The 16,043-nt window shown below is 31.8% G+C and carries 14 protein-coding genes; 5 read left to right on the top strand and 9 right to left on the bottom strand.

Annotated elements, in window-relative coordinates; all coding sequences use genetic code 11:
• Positions 1-41: 41 nt before the first annotated feature.
• The gene (locus ABXT66_RS10480) at positions 42-1,268 is read right to left on the bottom strand and encodes an MFS transporter (RefSeq protein WP_443643459.1); all 1,227 of its coding nucleotides are present in this window, start codon (positions 1,266-1,268) and stop codon (positions 42-44) included.
• Between the two features lie 8 nt (positions 1,269-1,276).
• Positions 1,277-1,693: a VOC family protein gene (locus ABXT66_RS10475; protein WP_443643458.1), complete on the bottom strand. Its 417-nt coding sequence runs from the start codon at positions 1,691-1,693 to the stop codon at positions 1,277-1,279.
• A gap of 190 nt (positions 1,694-1,883) precedes the next feature.
• Between ABXT66_RS10475 and ABXT66_RS10470 the strand changes: the two genes are divergently transcribed.
• Entirely contained in the window at positions 1,884-3,026 is a 1,143-nt protein-coding gene (locus ABXT66_RS10470) for an acyl-CoA dehydrogenase family protein (protein ID WP_443644740.1), read from the top strand.
• A gap of 5 nt (positions 3,027-3,031) precedes the next feature.
• Here ABXT66_RS10470 and ABXT66_RS10465 read toward each other — a convergent pair whose 3' ends face one another.
• The 6 genes from ABXT66_RS10465 to ABXT66_RS10440 all read right to left on the bottom strand — a co-directional run bounded on the left by ABXT66_RS10465 (position 3,032) and on the right by ABXT66_RS10440 (position 9,609).
• The gene (locus tag ABXT66_RS10465; protein ID WP_443643457.1) at positions 3,032-4,057 is read right to left on the bottom strand and encodes a DUF4340 domain-containing protein; all 1,026 of its coding nucleotides are present in this window, start codon (positions 4,055-4,057) and stop codon (positions 3,032-3,034) included.
• A 20-nt stretch (positions 4,058-4,077) separates the two neighbouring features.
• Positions 4,078-5,904: a GldG family protein gene (locus tag ABXT66_RS10460; RefSeq protein ID WP_443643456.1), complete on the bottom strand. Its 1,827-nt coding sequence runs from the start codon at positions 5,902-5,904 to the stop codon at positions 4,078-4,080.
• A 7-nt stretch (positions 5,905-5,911) separates the two neighbouring features.
• On the bottom strand, positions 5,912-6,658 hold the full coding sequence (locus ABXT66_RS10455) for an ABC transporter permease subunit (protein WP_443643455.1): 747 nt from the start codon (positions 6,656-6,658) through the stop codon (positions 5,912-5,914).
• Between the two features lie 36 nt (positions 6,659-6,694).
• Positions 6,695-7,639, bottom strand: coding sequence for an ABC transporter ATP-binding protein (locus ABXT66_RS10450; protein ID WP_443643454.1), 945 nt, complete (start codon positions 7,637-7,639; stop codon positions 6,695-6,697).
• Positions 7,640-7,778: 139 nt separating this feature from the next.
• The gene (locus tag ABXT66_RS10445) at positions 7,779-9,200 is read right to left on the bottom strand and encodes an amidase (RefSeq protein WP_443643453.1); all 1,422 of its coding nucleotides are present in this window, start codon (positions 9,198-9,200) and stop codon (positions 7,779-7,781) included.
• A gap of 10 nt (positions 9,201-9,210) precedes the next feature.
• Positions 9,211-9,609 (bottom strand): hypothetical protein, encoded by a 399-nt coding sequence (locus tag ABXT66_RS10440; protein ID WP_443643452.1) that lies wholly within the window; start codon positions 9,607-9,609, stop codon positions 9,211-9,213.
• A gap of 119 nt (positions 9,610-9,728) precedes the next feature.
• On the opposite strand from ABXT66_RS10440, the gene ABXT66_RS10435 reads away from it, so the two are divergent.
• Both ABXT66_RS10435 and ggt read left to right on the top strand, forming a co-directional pair.
• Positions 9,729-10,916 (top strand): LL-diaminopimelate aminotransferase, encoded by a 1,188-nt coding sequence (locus ABXT66_RS10435; RefSeq protein WP_443643451.1) that lies wholly within the window; start codon positions 9,729-9,731, stop codon positions 10,914-10,916.
• A gap of 59 nt (positions 10,917-10,975) precedes the next feature.
• Entirely contained in the window at positions 10,976-12,583 is a 1,608-nt protein-coding gene (ggt, locus tag ABXT66_RS10430) for a gamma-glutamyltransferase (RefSeq protein WP_443643450.1), read from the top strand.
• Here ggt and ABXT66_RS10425 read toward each other — a convergent pair.
• Positions 12,577-13,503: a DMT family transporter gene (locus ABXT66_RS10425; RefSeq protein WP_443643449.1), complete on the bottom strand. Its 927-nt coding sequence runs from the start codon at positions 13,501-13,503 to the stop codon at positions 12,577-12,579. The genes ggt and ABXT66_RS10425 overlap by 7 nt on opposite strands.
• A gap of 100 nt (positions 13,504-13,603) precedes the next feature.
• On the opposite strand from ABXT66_RS10425, the gene tcuA reads away from it, so the two are divergent.
• Positions 13,604-15,070 (top strand): FAD-dependent tricarballylate dehydrogenase TcuA, encoded by a 1,467-nt coding sequence (gene tcuA, locus ABXT66_RS10420; RefSeq protein ID WP_443643448.1) that lies wholly within the window; start codon positions 13,604-13,606, stop codon positions 15,068-15,070.
• 15 nt (positions 15,071-15,085) lie between these two features.
• Entirely contained in the window at positions 15,086-16,042 is a 957-nt protein-coding gene (locus tag ABXT66_RS10415; protein WP_443643447.1) for a D-2-hydroxyacid dehydrogenase family protein, read from the top strand.
• Position 16,043 lies beyond the last annotated feature (1 nt).

The raw sequence follows: 16,043 nt of genomic DNA, 5'->3' as shown, positions 1-16,043 counted from the left end.
TATTAGCAGTTTACAGTAAAAGTAGTTTTGAAGTCAGAAATTCACTTTCTATAAAAAAAGTACAGTAATGTCATTATTATACAAAACAAGCCAAAACATACATTTATTTGAATAGTTTTGTCTACTGGAATTTGAGTGATAATCCAAGATAAATTCATTAACCCAAGAGGCGCTGTTCCAATACATGTTACTAAGACCCCAAAATTATTACCTTTTGAAGCTGTAGATGCTTGATAGACTAGAGCACCTTGCATTGTACTAAACCCAGATAAGAAAATACCACCAAAAGTTAGGCTTATAAAAGCAAGCAATAGACTTGGTGAAAATGAAAACATAACCATACCTATAAAAAAACCAGTAACTCCAACAATAAAAATAGAGGCGAGTTGCTTTTGAGGGGATATATTTCCAATTATTAAGGCCCCAATGAGAGCGCCAAAACCTTCTGAAGAGGCTAATACACCGATATTAAATTCAGATAGTATTAACTTTTCTTTTCCAAGAACTGGTATCAAAGAGACTAAAGGAAATCCAAAAATGTTAAAAATTAAAGTAATTATTAATACTAATCTTAAGCTAGCCAAATTATAGGCATTTTTCCCAGTTTTTAATATTTCTTTTAATAGGCCATGAGCCCAATGTTGTTTTATTATGGATTTAATTTTTGCACTAGGGCATATAAGTTTATGCTTTTTTGACTTTTGAAACTTTATTATAAATCCTAATGCCAGAATATACATAAAAAATTGGACACTAAAAATACCAGCTAATCCTACGAAAGCATAGAGTGATCCAGCACATAAAGGACCAATTAACCTGGTTGCATTATTTGAAAGTGTTTCCATTGCAAGAGAAGAGCTTAAAAGGTTTTGATCAATGTTATCTGCTAGGACACGCCTTCTCACTGCAAGATCTACTACCCAAGTAATGCCATTTATAAACGCAAGTAGAAAAGCAAAGATAACATTAAAATTATTTGTAAACACAAGTAATATAGCAATACCAGTTGAAATATTAGAAAGAGTGTAAATGAATTTAATTACCAAAACTGGAGATACTCTCTCAGAAATTGTCCCAATTACAATTCCTAAAAGGCTCATGGGTAACATTCTAGCCGCAAAAATTATAGTAACTAAATATGGTAACCCCAGTTCTTGAAGTGCAAATAAACTTAAGGCTAGAAATTCCATAGCGCGGGCGATACCTGTCATACAACCGGCACCCCACAAAATTCTAAAATCAATATTTTTGAAGCATTGTTTTATCATTTAATTAACTATTTTATATTTTGATGGACTTCAATAACATTGCCTTCTGGATCATGAAAAAAAACCTGATGCCATTCTTTGGCAAAAGTAGTTCCATAATCTGAAAATGGAATATTTTCTTTTTTGAGTTTATTAATAAATGACTTTATATCATCAGTTCTAAATGCAATATGTCCTTTATCCACAGGGTTAATAGTATGATTGTTCTTAAAGGCAACATTTATATCACGTTCTGCTAAATGCATCTCTATTTTGCCTTCTGTTACAAAATTAATTTTTCCGCTGTAACCGCTATCAAAAGTCTCTTCGGTTCGAGGAAAATGTTCAGTTGGAATACTATCCATCTCTAAAATTTTTTTATAAAAATCATTCATGTCATCTACATGTTTAGAAACAAAATTTATATGGTGAAATTCTAACTTCATTTGTAATCTCCAAGGTATTTATTGAAAATAAAATTTATGTTAATAAAAACTAATTATTATTAACTTAGACAAATAATATATTATTCAAAATATTATATATTATATTATATTATGTGTATTATGTAAATTTATGAGGAACAATATGCCTGACACAACTATGCAAGTAGATAATTTAGAATCACAAAATTCTATGATAACAGAAGTAAGAGAATCTGTTGCTAAACTTTGTGGAGATTTTCAAGGTGATTACTGGCGTAAACTAGATAGGGAGCAGGCCTATCCCACTAAATTTGTAAAAGCTCTCACAGATGCTGGCTTTTTAGGGGCACTCATACCTGAGGAATATGGTGGTGTTGGTTTGGGAATGGTTGCAGCATCAGTAATTTTAGAGGAAATACATCATCAAGGTTGCAATGCAGCAGCATGCCATGCTCAAATGTATACCATGGGAACAGTCCTTAGACACGGTTCTGATGAACAAAAAAAGGAGTATTTACCTAAGATTGCCGATGGAACTTTAAGATTACAAGCGTTTGGTGTAACAGAGCCAACAAGCGGTACTGACACAACAAGTTTAAGAACTGTGGCAGTTAGAGATGGTGACGATTATGTTATAAACGGTCAAAAAATTTGGACAAGCAGAGCTGAACATTCAGATTTGATGTTACTATTAGCAAGAACTAAACCTTTAAATCAAGTGTCTAAGAAGACAGATGGTTTGTCTGTTTTTCTTCTGGATATGAGAAAAGCCAAAGGAAATGGTTTAACAATTAGACCGATTAGAACAATGATGAATCATGCTACCACAGAAGTTTTCTTTGATAACCTTAGAATTCCAGCATCTAACCTTGTAGGTGAAGAAAATAAAGGTTTTAAGTATATTTTATCAGGTATGAATGCTGAAAGAATATTAATCGCAGCTGAATGTATAGGTGATGCAAAATGGTTTACTAAAAAATCAACTAATTACGCAAATGATAGAAATATTTTTGGAAGAGCTATTGGTCAGAATCAGGGAATTCAATTTCCAATAGCAAAAGCATATGCCCATATGAAAGCAGCAGAATTAATGGTATATCATGCCGCTAAATTATATGAAGCTGGTAAACCTATAGGAGAAGAAGCTAATACAGCTAAGTTGTTAGCTGCAGATGCTTCATGGGAGGCTGCTGAAGCTTGTGTACAAACACATGGTGGATTTGGTTTTGCTGAGGAATATGATGTAGAAAGAAAATTTAGAGAAGCTAGGTTATATCAAGTAGCTCCTATATCAACAAATTTAATTCTTTCTTATATAGCAGAACATGTCTTAGGAATGCCAAGATCTTATTAATATATTTATTTATTTTTAGCAGCAAGGTTTTTAAGGTTCCATCTTAGAATATCACTGGTATTCACGTTAGCTAAAAATTCAAAACCTTTTGTTTTGTTAGTAATTTCTTCTGCAATCTTTTTAGCAGCAGCCTTTTTTGCTATTGCATTAATTTTTATCCAACTTTCCCCTTTTGTGTCTTTTGTCACTGAATATAAAGATAAAACTAAACCATTTGTTGTTTCAAAAGTTAATGTGGGTAAGTTTACAAAGTTTTTTGTTTTTGATTTTCTTACATCGTAAAAATAAAATCCATTTATAGTTTCTCTAATATCAGTTAGTTTTGATTGATCAACGTTAAAGTTTACATTTTTTGGGTAAGATAATTTTAATATCTTTTCATCAGTTTCGACCTTGAAAATTTTAGTTTTATTTGATAACGATGCACTAAGAAAATCTTTGTTGTTAATTGTAAAGAGTAAACTCTCAAACCAATCAGACTTACTCGTAGGCATTCTAATCGCTCCTTTTAGAAGGAAGCTTTGATTATCATCAGGCATTCTTGCGAATTGTCCTCCACTTAATCCACCTACGCTAGGGTCTGTCTTTCCAAACAAAATAGAAGAAAAAATTGATCCATCTTTTTTTGTTAATGTGATCTTGGTTGCGTATCCTTCACTTTCAAGGTCACTTTTATTTAGTTCAGGTGATAATAAATTTAATTCTACATGTCTTTTAGGATCGCTAGTCTTCTTTTCTTCGATCGTAAGAAGAGATAAGCTTGTAATTAAGTTTTCCCATATACCCTTTTTAAGAGGATAACCAGATGTAGATATGTAACTATTTTCATCTTTGACCAAGTCAATATTATTATCAAATGAATTTATTGATATAAGGGTAATATCATTAACATTTTTTGTAAAATTTTTTAAAAAAACACTATCTCTTTCACTAAAGTTATATGTTTGAGAATTAAAATTTATTGAGACAGCAGCCAAGATTATTAATAAAAAAGAGAATATAGTTAAGTTTAAAAAGCTTTTTTTTGTCATGTTATTATCCAGTTTTTAATTTAATAAGATTTTTTTCTTCTTCGTTTTAAGGAAATTAAAAGAGCTATACTTGCAAAAAATATTGGAAGAATTGCCACATTTATAGAAATAATCCATTTTTTTAAAGTCTCTACATCTCTTCTTAAATCAAATTTAACAGTTCTTAATTGTGATCTAGTTGACATCATTTCAGATTTAAACCCTTCAATTGCCTTTAGGGTTTCAGGAGATAGAATATCACTCTCATTTTGATTATTCTGAGTTAAGGTTCGTATTTTATCTTCCATACCTTTTAATTTTTTTGCTAGCATTTGCTCTTGAAGTTGGAATTTTTGTTCAGCAATTTTCTCTAATGAAATAATTTTTTCAAATGGACGCCATGAAGTACCCTTACCTCTCAAATCAGATAAAATGTTTCCCCCTATCATTTTCTCAACAACATTTAAAACAAAGTCACCATTATTTGCAAAAGCTCCTCTTTGTGTAAGCCAATTACGATCCATAAGCATATCTGCATCGGATACTAATAAAATATTAGACTTATTTGTAGATTTCATTAATTGTTCTGTGTCGTTGCTTTTTTTAAAGTTTTGGAATGATGTTTTTAAATCTGATTTTATCCATCCAGATAATATATGTTTTTGGTCTTTAGCCTTAATGTCTGACAAAAGGTCTCTTGGATCTCCTTTTGGGTTTCCGGCCTTTTGAGCTTCACCTAAACCTGATTTTATGCTTGAGGTTATAATAGGTTCTAACATTATTTTTTCATTATTTGATACAAACGAGCCAGCAGTCGTCATTACTATAGTACTTAGGTTGGAGAGGGAACTTTCATTTTGTTTCAAACCATCTCCTCTTATGTTCAACCAAGGGTAGTTAGTAACTTGAATATCGCGCCCATTTATATCTCTTGAAATACGAAAACCATACTCAGCATCTAAAACAGCTTTTTTGTCGTCGAAATCTATGCCCCATGTATTCAGTAACTTTTTTAGATTTGACCTTGGGTTTATTGGAGGAACACCTTGCTGTCTACTAACTTCTGTTTCAGCATAAGGATCTAAAAATATAAGGGTTGGGCCGCCCTTTAATACCCACTGATCAATCATATAAAGCGTTTCATCAGACAAATATTTTGGATGAATGATCATTAAAACTTTTGTTGCTTTATTTAATGTGTTGACGCTTTCATTAACCATTTCAACCTGAAAAAGTTGTTTCATTTGTGTAAGGATTTGTTGTTCTGGTTTTCCAATTCTACTATCGGCTTTAAGCCCAAGATTATCTATAACACTTATTACAGGTTTATTGATTTGACTTAATTCAGATATTAAACTTGATAAATCATATTCTAAAAAAGTTTCTCTTTCAGGAGAAAAAATAGGTATATTCTTTTGTCCAGTAGTAGAGTTTGTTGCTGCTAAACCAAAATAGAGAGCATCTGACATCTCAGTAGCGTTAAATGAATTAATTCCCATGCCAACTGCTCTATCTTCAGCATCTGAAAATGGTTTTGGATCAATGATTTCAAGCGTAATGTTTCCATCTGAGATGTTCCTATATGTCTTAAGCATAGTTTGTACTCTATTTGCATAGGTGGATAGTTGTGGAACATCTTTTACTAAGTTACTTGAAATAAAAAGCCTTATATGAATAGGTTCATTTAGGTTTTTTAAAAGAGATTTAGTTCCATCAGATAGTGAATATAGTTTGTTTTCAGTAAAATCTATTCTTGAAGAAGCAAGCATATTATTAGTTATAATGTTGATACTAAAAAATATGAGTATAGATAAAACTATAGATAATTTTATAAGCGTTCTAGGTTTTATGTTTTTAAATGAATTCATTATATCCTCAATCTGCTTTTTTTATTTGAACAAGTTGAATATTTATCCAAAGGCACAAAATAATCATTGAAACAAAAAATATTAAAGTTGATAAATCAAAAACTCCCATTTGAACTCTACTAAAGTGAGATAAGAAAGACATTGATCCAATTGTTTCTGTAATCCAAATTGGTGCCCAAGATCTAACAGAGGATAAAACCAGACTAAAGCCAGCCATAATTAATATAAACCCACTTATGGATGAAATAATAAAAGCAATAACTTGGTTTTTTGTAAGAGTTGAAAGACAAGAAGTTAAAGCTAAGAAAGCTCCAGCCATTAACCAACTAGTTAAATATGATATAAAAATAACGCTATTATCTGGGTTTCCTAAATAATTTACAGTAATCCAAATAGGAGTAGAAAGTAAAAGTGCGATGAGTGTAAATACCCAGCTAGCAAAAAATTTACCTACAACTAGTTGAGAATTTGTTACAGGTAGTGTCATTAGTAGTTCTATAGTGCCAGAACGTCTTTCTTCAGCCCATAGCCGCATTCCAATTGCAGGCATTAAAATTAAAAATAACCAAGGGTGCCAAGCAAAAAAAGCTGTTAAATCAGCTTGGTCGCGCTCAAAAAATCGACCTAGAAAAAAGGTCATTCCTGAAGAAAGAGCTAAAAAAACAAGTAAAAAAATTGATGCAAGAGGTGTTCTGAAATAGCCTCTCAACTCTCTATCAAAAATTATAAAAGTTTTATTTAAATATGCGTTCATCTTTAATATCCAAATATGTTGGTAGTTAATCTATTTTTATTGAGTTATTTTTCTAAAAATATCATCTAAGCTAGGTTTTATAAAAGTAGCTTCATTTATATCAAGTTTATATTTTTTTAACTGTGTCATTATTTTATTAAGATTAATATTTTCTTCTTCATCTTCAATTAATATTAAAGTGTCAGTGATATTCAAATTCTTAACTGTTACTTTTTTGTAATCAAGTGAAGACTTTATGTCTTTGATTTGGGTTTTGTTGAGTTTATTAACAACTTTCAATGAGAACATATTTTTTTTATTAAATTGTTTTCCTAAGTTATCAGGTGTTTCGTTCGCAAGAAGTTGCCCGTTTGCTATTATTACAGTCCGAGAACATACAGCTTCAACTTCTTCTAATATATGTGTTGATATAACTATTCCTTTATTAGTAGAAATTTTTTTTATTAAATCTCTCATTTCGTATTTTTGATTTGGATCTAATCCATCAGTTGGCTCATCTAAGATAAGAATGTCAGGGTCGTGTATAAGAGCTTGTGCTATACCAACTCTTCTTTTAAAGCCTTTAGACAAAGTCTCAATTGGCTTATGCCACACCTCTTTTAAATTTATTTGTTCAGCCATGTCTGATAATCGTGTATTTAACAACCCATTGTTATTCAATCCTCTCATTTTGCCTACAAAGGATAAAAACTCTGAAACTTCCATATCCGAATATGATGGAGCTCCTTCTGGAAGATAACCAATAGATCGTTTTGCTTCTAAAGGTTTAGATTTTAAATCTATACCTTCAATAAAAACTTCGCCTCCATCAGGTTCTAGAAAACCGGTTAACATTTTCATTGTTGTTGATTTTCCGGCTCCGTTAGGTCCTAAAAACCCAACAACTTCTCCTCTTTCAATGTTTAAATTAATATTGTCAACAGCAACAAAATCTCCAAAAGATTTTTTTAAATTTTTAGCTTCTATAAGTTTTATAGACAAATCTTAACATCCTTAATTAATTGTGTGATATAATGTAATTTAAATTTTTATTAAAATGAAAACCATAATAAAATTTATTCTTACTTTTACTATATTTTTTTTAAAATTAGTATCATAAAAAATACTCTAATTTAATTTATTACAAAAATTTTCCTACATTTGGCAAAGAAGGATATCCAAATTGCTTTTCAAAAGCTAAAGCAATCTCAACGGCTTTATTATCTTCGTTTTTATTACATATTATTTGTAAACCAATAGGAAGCTTTTCTTCATGCTTTATGTTTTTACAAAAATTTTGAATTGGGTACGAAATTGCACATATTCCAAAAATATTTACAGGTTGAGTATTAGCGGAAGCCAAAAGACTTCTTTCATGAAGTTCTCCACCAATTTTTGACTTGCTTACGTCTAATGCTTGCATAACAGTCGTTGGAGATAAAAAAGCATCATATTTAGTGAAATGTTTATCTATCATTATTTCTAATTCTAAAAGTCTATTTTTGGCATTAATGTAGTCAACTGAAGAAACATCTAAGCCTAGTTTAGCTCTGTTTCCTGTAACAGGGTCCATCTTATCAACATTTTTCAAAAATCTGTCTTTCCCAAATGCGCTAATAATTTCTGATCCAACTATTCTCGGGAAAAGAGTTGTTTTTTCATTAGCTTCTGGAATGATCACATCCTCAATTCTTGCACCAAGATTTATTAATTCTTCGCATATTTTTTCAAAAGCTTCTGTAACATCAGGATCTAAATTTATTGTAAAGGGCTCTTTTAATTTTCCAAAAGACATGCCTTCTATATTAAGAGGTTTGGTTTTTGACGTTGATCCATTGTATGTATCAAAAATAAATTTGGTATCTTCAACTGATCGCGCGATTGGGCCAGGTGTATCTAATGTAGGAGATAGCGGAAAAATACCGTCGGTTGGCCATTTGTTTTTAGTTGTTTTTAAGCCAACAATTCCATTTAGTGATGCTGGTATTCTAACGGAACCACCTGTATCAGTCCCAATTGCAAAAGCGGCTAACCCAGAGGCAACAGCCACAGCAGATCCGCTACTAGAGCCGCCCGGCATTCTATGAATTTCGATATCCCATGGATTTTTTGGAGTACCTTTATGTTTATTTAAACCTGTGGCCCCTAAAGCAAATTCAACAGTATGGGTTTTTCCTAAAATTATACATCCTAATGATTTTAGCCTTTTCACCAGTGACCCTTCAGGCCCGGTAATATCATCAGAAATTATCTGAGAGCCATTTGTAGTAGGCATTCCGTCTACCGAACAAATATCTTTAATTGCAATTGGTATTCCCATTAAAGGTCCAAGATCAACACCATTCATAAAGAGCTTGTCTATACCATCTGCCCAATTTAAGCTTTGTGCTTTATCAAGATATATATATGCGTTTAGATATGGGTTTAATATCTCAATTCGTTTATAATATGTAGATGTTAATTCAACACAAGTTATTGATCTATTTCTTAATTTTTCTCCTAATTTTTTAATAGACAAACCTGTGAGAGGATCATTAGGTAATTTTGGTTTTGAATCGTTCATAACATTCTCCTCAATTTTTAAATTGATTTTTCATTGACCCAAAAATTCCCTTTAATCTGGGTGACGTGGAGCAGTCAGCTTCTAATATCATTTTGGGTTCTACAGGTACATGAATACCAACATATCTAACTGCTTTATATTTTGGATTTGACAGAAGTTGAACTTTTCTATCTGACTTAAGCATTAGCCTAGCAACGCCCTTTTTAAATGGAAAAATTAAATTCGTTCCAGGTACAGCCACTACAAAGCTATCATTATCAAAGGAGCATTTGTTATTTAAAGTTATAGTCACAGATATAACTTTAACAGGTTTTAGCACTTGTTGGATATTAGGCATACCAAACCACAGCATCAAACCAATAATTGAAATTCCTACAATTAAAAAAATACTTTTAATAAAAAAATTCATTGATACCTTAAAATAAACACTCTAAATCTAACTAATCTAAATGAATTTAATTTTAGACTAAAACTTAACATATCTAAAGATATTATTAAAAAATCATTTGATATTAATTAGGATTAATAATGATCGATGAATTTGATAGAATAAAGAGATTGCCTCCTTATGTTTTTGCCGAAGTAAATAGACTCAAGGCTGAATTAAGAGCAAAAGGCAAGGATATAATAGATTTTGGAATGGGTAATCCTGACATGCCTACACCTAAACATATTAGAGAAAAATTAAAAGAGACCGTTGAAAAACCAGGTACCGGCAGATATTCAACTAGTAGAGGTATTCCTGGGTTAAGAAAAGCTCAAACTGCATATTATAAAAGAAGGTTTGGTGTTGAATTAGACCCAGAAAATGAAGTAGTTGTTACACTAGGCTCAAAGGAAGGTCTGGCAAATTTAGCACAAGCCATTACTTCGCCAGGAGATATAATATTATCTCCAAACCCCTCATATCCAATACATCCATATGGTTTTATTATTGCTGGTGCATCTTTACGTCATCTACCTGCAATGGATGAAGGGATCTTTAATCCAAGTTTATATTTAGAAAGATTAGAAAGATCAATAAGGGAGAGCGTTCCAGCACCGGTGGCACTAATAGTTTCTTTTCCCTCTAATCCAACTGCACAAGTTGCATCAATAGACTTTTATGAAGAAGTTGTGAAAATAGCTTTGAAATACAATGTCTATATATTATCGGATTTAGCATACGCTGAAATCTACTATGACGGTATTTTACCCCCTTCAATTTTACAGGTTCCAAGAGCAAAAGAAATAGCTGTTGAATTTACCTCTATGTCAAAAACTTATGCAATGGCTGGTTGGAGAATTGGCTTTGCAGTAGGCAATATAAAATTAATCAACGCTCTAACTAGGATTAAATCTTATCTTGATTATGGTGCGTTCACACCTGTACAAGTTGCAGCAGCAGCAGCTTTAAACGGTCCCCAAGACTGTGTTTTAGAAATCAGAAACACGTATCAAAAAAGAAGAGATGTTTTAATTAATACGATGTCACGAGCTGGATGGAATATACCTAGCCCTAAAGCAAGTATGTTTGCTTGGGCACCTTTACCAGAGAAATTCAAAAATCAGGGTTCATTGAAATTTGCAAAAGAATTGATGCTTAAAGCTGACGTGGCTGTTGCTCCAGGTGTAGCTTTTGGCGAATACGGAGAAGGTTTTGTAAGAGTTGGTTTAGTTGAAAATGAACAAAGAATTAAACAAGCTGCAAAAAATATAAAAAAATTATTACAGTAAATTATAAAATAAGTTTTAAAAATTGAATACAAAAACGTTTAATAAAAGGGATTCTTATTTTGAGTAAAATATTTAGTAATAATATCAATAGGGATTTTTCTGATATTGGAAGATCTAATGTAATAAGCTCTAACGCTATGCTTGCGTCTTCACATCCAATTGCTTCTTCTGTTGGAATTGAAATATTAAAAAATGGAGGAAATGCTGCCGATGCCGCATTAGCGATGAATGCAGTTTTATGTGTTGCAGAACCACACATGACTGGAATAGGAGGGGATTGTTTTGCGATGCTCTCAGTCGATGGAGGCACCAACATCAAAGCTCTTAATGGATCAGGTAAAGCTTCAGAAAATGCTTTTGCAAGTAATTTACGTAATAGAAACGTTTCAGTAATTACTCCAGAAATGCCTGATGCTATTACTATTCCTGGTGCGGTTGCAGGTTGGAGTTTGCTTCATGAAGAACATGGTCATATGCCTTGGAAAGAAATCTTTCATCCTGCTATAGATTACGCCAAATCTGGAGTTCTTGTTCATGAAAGAGTAGGACTTGACTGGTCAAAAAATACTGAAAAATTATCTAAAGATAAAGATACTTTAAATGTATTTTTAAAAAATGGGAAACCATTTAAAGCTACTGATAATTTTGTTAATTCAAATTTATCTGAAACTTTTAAAACAATAGCTGAGGAAGGCTCTCAAGGATTTTATCATGGATGGGTAGCTGACGACATGATTAATAAACTTAAATCTATTGGTGGGAACCATACTCTAAACGACTTTAATAATGCAAACGCTGAATGGGTAAGTCCCATTTCGAGAAATTATCGAAATATCAAAATACATGAGTGTCCACCTAACGGCCAAGGGTTAGTTGCATTAATAATTTTAGGAGTACTTGAAAAATTTAATCCTAACCAAATGTCTAAAGCAGATTACATGCATGTATTTTGTGAAGCTGTCAAAATAGGTTATTATTTAAGAGATAGATATTTAGCAGACACTAAAACTAACAAGCTATCTGTTGATCAGTTTTTAAGTGACAAAATGATAGATTCATTCATATCTCAAATTGATATGAACAAAGCTAAATTATATGAAAAAACTCATTTTCCTGACCATCCAGACACGATTTATCTTACAGTTAGAGATAAAAATGGTATGACAATTTCATTTATCAACTCTCTTTTTGATGCATTTGGAAGTGGTATAACTGCTCCAAAAAGTGGTATTTTATTCCATTGTAGAGGGAGAGCTTTTAACCTTATCAAAGATCATCCTAATGAACTCAACCCTAATAAAAGACCTCTTCATACTATTATACCAGCAATGATTTCAGAAAATGGTAAATTAATAGGCTCATTTGGAGTTATGGGTGGACAATATCAAGCAGCCGGCCATGCTTATGTTTTGTCACAAATGATTGACTTTGGTCTGAGTCCTCAACAAGCTCTCGATTTTCCAAGAGTATTTCCTAATAACAATATTTTAGATTTTGAGAATAAGTTTGATAAAGATGTGATTGGTGATTTAGCTTTAAGAGGGCATGAAATAAATCATCCTGCATCACCTATTGGTGGTGGACAGATGATACTAATTGATAATGATAGAGATGTCTTGATAGGTGCAAGTGATTGGCGAAAAGATGGGTTAGCAATTGGTTACTGAATAATTGTTTTTTTTTTCATTTCTCTATAAGTAATCAAGAGACAAGAACTAATTACAATTAGTCCACCTGTAATTTGGTTGCTTGAGGGTGTTTCGTCCCAAATTATATAACCAAATATAGTAGCTATAGGTATAGCCAGATAGCGTAAGGTTACTAATATAGTTGCTTCAGCATATTTGTAACTTTGTGCCATTAAATATTGTACAAAAGATCCTATGAAACCTAAAAATATTAAAGTGTAAAGTAAATAATCAGGTGTAATTAGAATTTCTAATCCGTGTTTTCCTGTAGTTCCATAAAACTTAGTTCCTAAAACTATTATAAGAAATATTATGACAAATGATGTGATTAAGTTATGTATTAATGCTGTAGTTGCAGGGTGCTCTGTTTTTCCAATTTTTCTTAAAATTAGTGCCAATCCAGCGTGAGTAATTGCACTTCCAAAAGCCAGGTAAAGTCCTAAGCTAGACAAACCTGAGGTTTGTTTAATTATACTTATTGGATCAATCATTAGAAAAACGCCCAATAGACCAGTTATTACAGCAGTCCATCTAATTAGTCCTATTTTTTCACCTAAAAAAAAAGGTGATAATAATGTAACATATATTGCAGAGCTCTGAGCTAGAGCTGTAGTAAGGCCTATTGGTATTAGTTGCAAAGAAGAGAAAACCATTACCATTGTAACAAAACCAAAACATGAACGTAATATGATATTTTTCCAATTATTCACTTTTAGGAAAAGTTTGTTTCTTGCTAAATAAGCTAAAATAAAAAGGATTGGTAACGAGTAAACAAACCTAGAAAACAAGGTTATTATAAAGTCGACCTCACCTGAAAGCGACTTTATTATCATGTGTGTAAATACAGATAAAAAAATAAATATGATCCAAATTAGGGAACCTATTAAATTTGAAGACATAACAAGCCTTAAAATAAATTGAACTTGAAAAAAACTACATTAAAGAATAACAATACTTAAACAATCTACTAATAAAAATTTAAATTCAAGGAAAATTGATATGCCTAGAAAAGTTGTCGTTGTTGGTTCTGGTAATGCAGCTTTATCAGCTGGTATTGCTGCTTTAGAAAAAGGGGCAAACGTAGTTATTTATGAAAAAGCTGATAAAAAAATGGCTGGAGGAAACACTAAATACACAGCTGGTGCAATGAGATTTTCATATGAAAATGGTGATCAATTAATAGATCTTTTAAAACATCCTGATGATAAAAGAATTAAAGACACAGACTTTGGGACATATACAAATGAAAAATTTTCATTAGATCTTTTAAATTTCAACGATGGCCGACCATTAAGCCCTGAGCAAAATATATTGGTTTCTAAATCCTTTGAAACTATTCAATGGCTTGCATCCCATAACGTGAAGTTTGAACCAATTTACTCAAGACAAAGTTTTTTAAAAAATGGAAAACATATTTTTTGGGGAGGTCTAACGCTTGCTTCAGAAAATGAAGGTGTTGGCCTGTTTGATCAAGAATTAGCAGCTTTCTTATCATTGGGGGGGGAAATTCATTATAATAGTCCTGTAACTAAGTTAATTTTCGAAAATAACAAGGTAATTGGATTATTAGTTGATAACAAAAGTGTAGAAGCTGATTCAGTGATCTTAGCATCAGGTGGGTTTGAGGCAAATGATGAATTAAGAAAATTATTTATTGGGGATAACTGGTTAAAAGCTAAAGTTAGAGGAACTCCAAATAATACAGGTGACGGTTTAAAGATGGCCCTAGATATTGGAGCTACAAAACATGGTTTATTCGATGGTTGTCATGCAACACCAATGGATTTGCATATGAAAAATTATGGTGGATTAGATTTAGAACCAGGTGAAAGAAAAAATTATCGTAAAATATGTTACTTCTTAGGTATTATGATTAATGCTAATGGTAAAAGATTTCTTGATGAAGGTAAAAATTTCAGAAATTATACCTATGCACAATATGGCAGAAAAGTATTAGAGCAACCTGGGCATTTTGCCTGGCAAATATTTGATAGTAAAGTTTTTGATTTACTTTACGAAGAATATACGTTTCAAGATGCTCATTTTGTTGAGGCCAACACTTTAGAAGAATTAATTGATAAAATGGATGGTATCGACAAAAATGAAACACAAAAAACATTAGATGAATATAACAAATCTATAGATGAAGAAACGGTCTTTGATCCAACTATTCTAGACGGAAAGTCGACACAAGGTTTAAAAATTAAAAAATCAAATTGGGCTCAAACCCTTGATAAGGGACCTTATAAAGCTTATCCGGTTACAGGTGGAATTACATTTACGTATGGTGGATTAAAAGTAGATGGAAACGGAAGGGTTTTAAAATCAGATAATTTGCCAATAAATGGTCTGTTTGCTTGTGGAGAACTAGTAGGTGGTGTCTTCTTTAACGGTTACCCAGGAGGTTCAGGATTAACATCAGGGGCTGTTTTTGGACGAATAGCAGGGTATGGATCAGTTAAGTAAAAGGGTTTAAAAAAAATGAAAAAAATTAAAGTTGCTATTTTAGATGATTACCAAAATGTCACTCATAAATTTGTTAACTGGAGCTCTTTAAGTGAGAAAATTGATCTAAACATTATTAATGAATACATAGGTAATGATAATAATTTATCTGAACAGCTAAAAGATTATGATGTTTTATGTTTAATGCGTGAAAGAACGCCTCTTCCTAAAAAACTAATTAATAAACTCCCTATTTTAAAGTTGGTTATTACAAGTGGTATGTGGAATGCATCTATAGACACAGACGCTCTAAAAGAACGAAATATAGTTTATTGTGGAACAGATACCAAAATTCACTCAACAGCTGAATTAGCCTGGGCTCTAATTATGAATAGCTGGAGAGGATTACAAACTGAAATTCAGAATATGAAAGATGGTAATTGGCAAACAACTTTAGGAAGAGGGTTGAAGGGGAATACTTTAGGTATTTTTGGCCTTGGAAAGCAAGGTTTACAGGTTGCTAATTTTGCTAAAGCTTTTGACATGAGGGTAATTGCTTGGAGCCACAACTTAAAAAAAGAAGATTGTGAAAAAGCTAACGTTGAATATGTTAGTAGTTCAGATTTATTTAAAATGTCTGACATTTTAACAATACACACAAGGCTTTCTGAAAGAACACAAGGATACATTAACAAAGATAAATTAAAGCTTATGAAAAAAGAGTCTGTTATTGTCAATACTAGTCGTGGTCCTATTATTAAAGAACAAGACTTAATTGACGCACTAAATCAGAATACTATTTCATGTGCTGCACTAGATGTTTTTGATCAAGAACCTTTACCAGCAGACCATATTTTAAGAAAAACAAAGAATACAATTCTTACACCTCATATTGGTTACGTGTCAGAAGAAGCATATGAAAAGTTTTTTAATGGTTATTTAAAGGGAATAGAAGCATTTATAAATAAAAATCCAATTAATCAAATTCATTAGA

The sequence above is a fragment of the Candidatus Levibacter sp. Uisw_134_01 genome (genome assembly GCF_047717795.1).
Classification (GTDB): Bacteria; Pseudomonadota; Alphaproteobacteria; order Puniceispirillales; family Marisalimonadaceae; genus Marisalimonas.
Note: the sequence above shows the minus strand (reverse complement) of the source record. Positions and strands in the feature narration are given on the sequence as shown.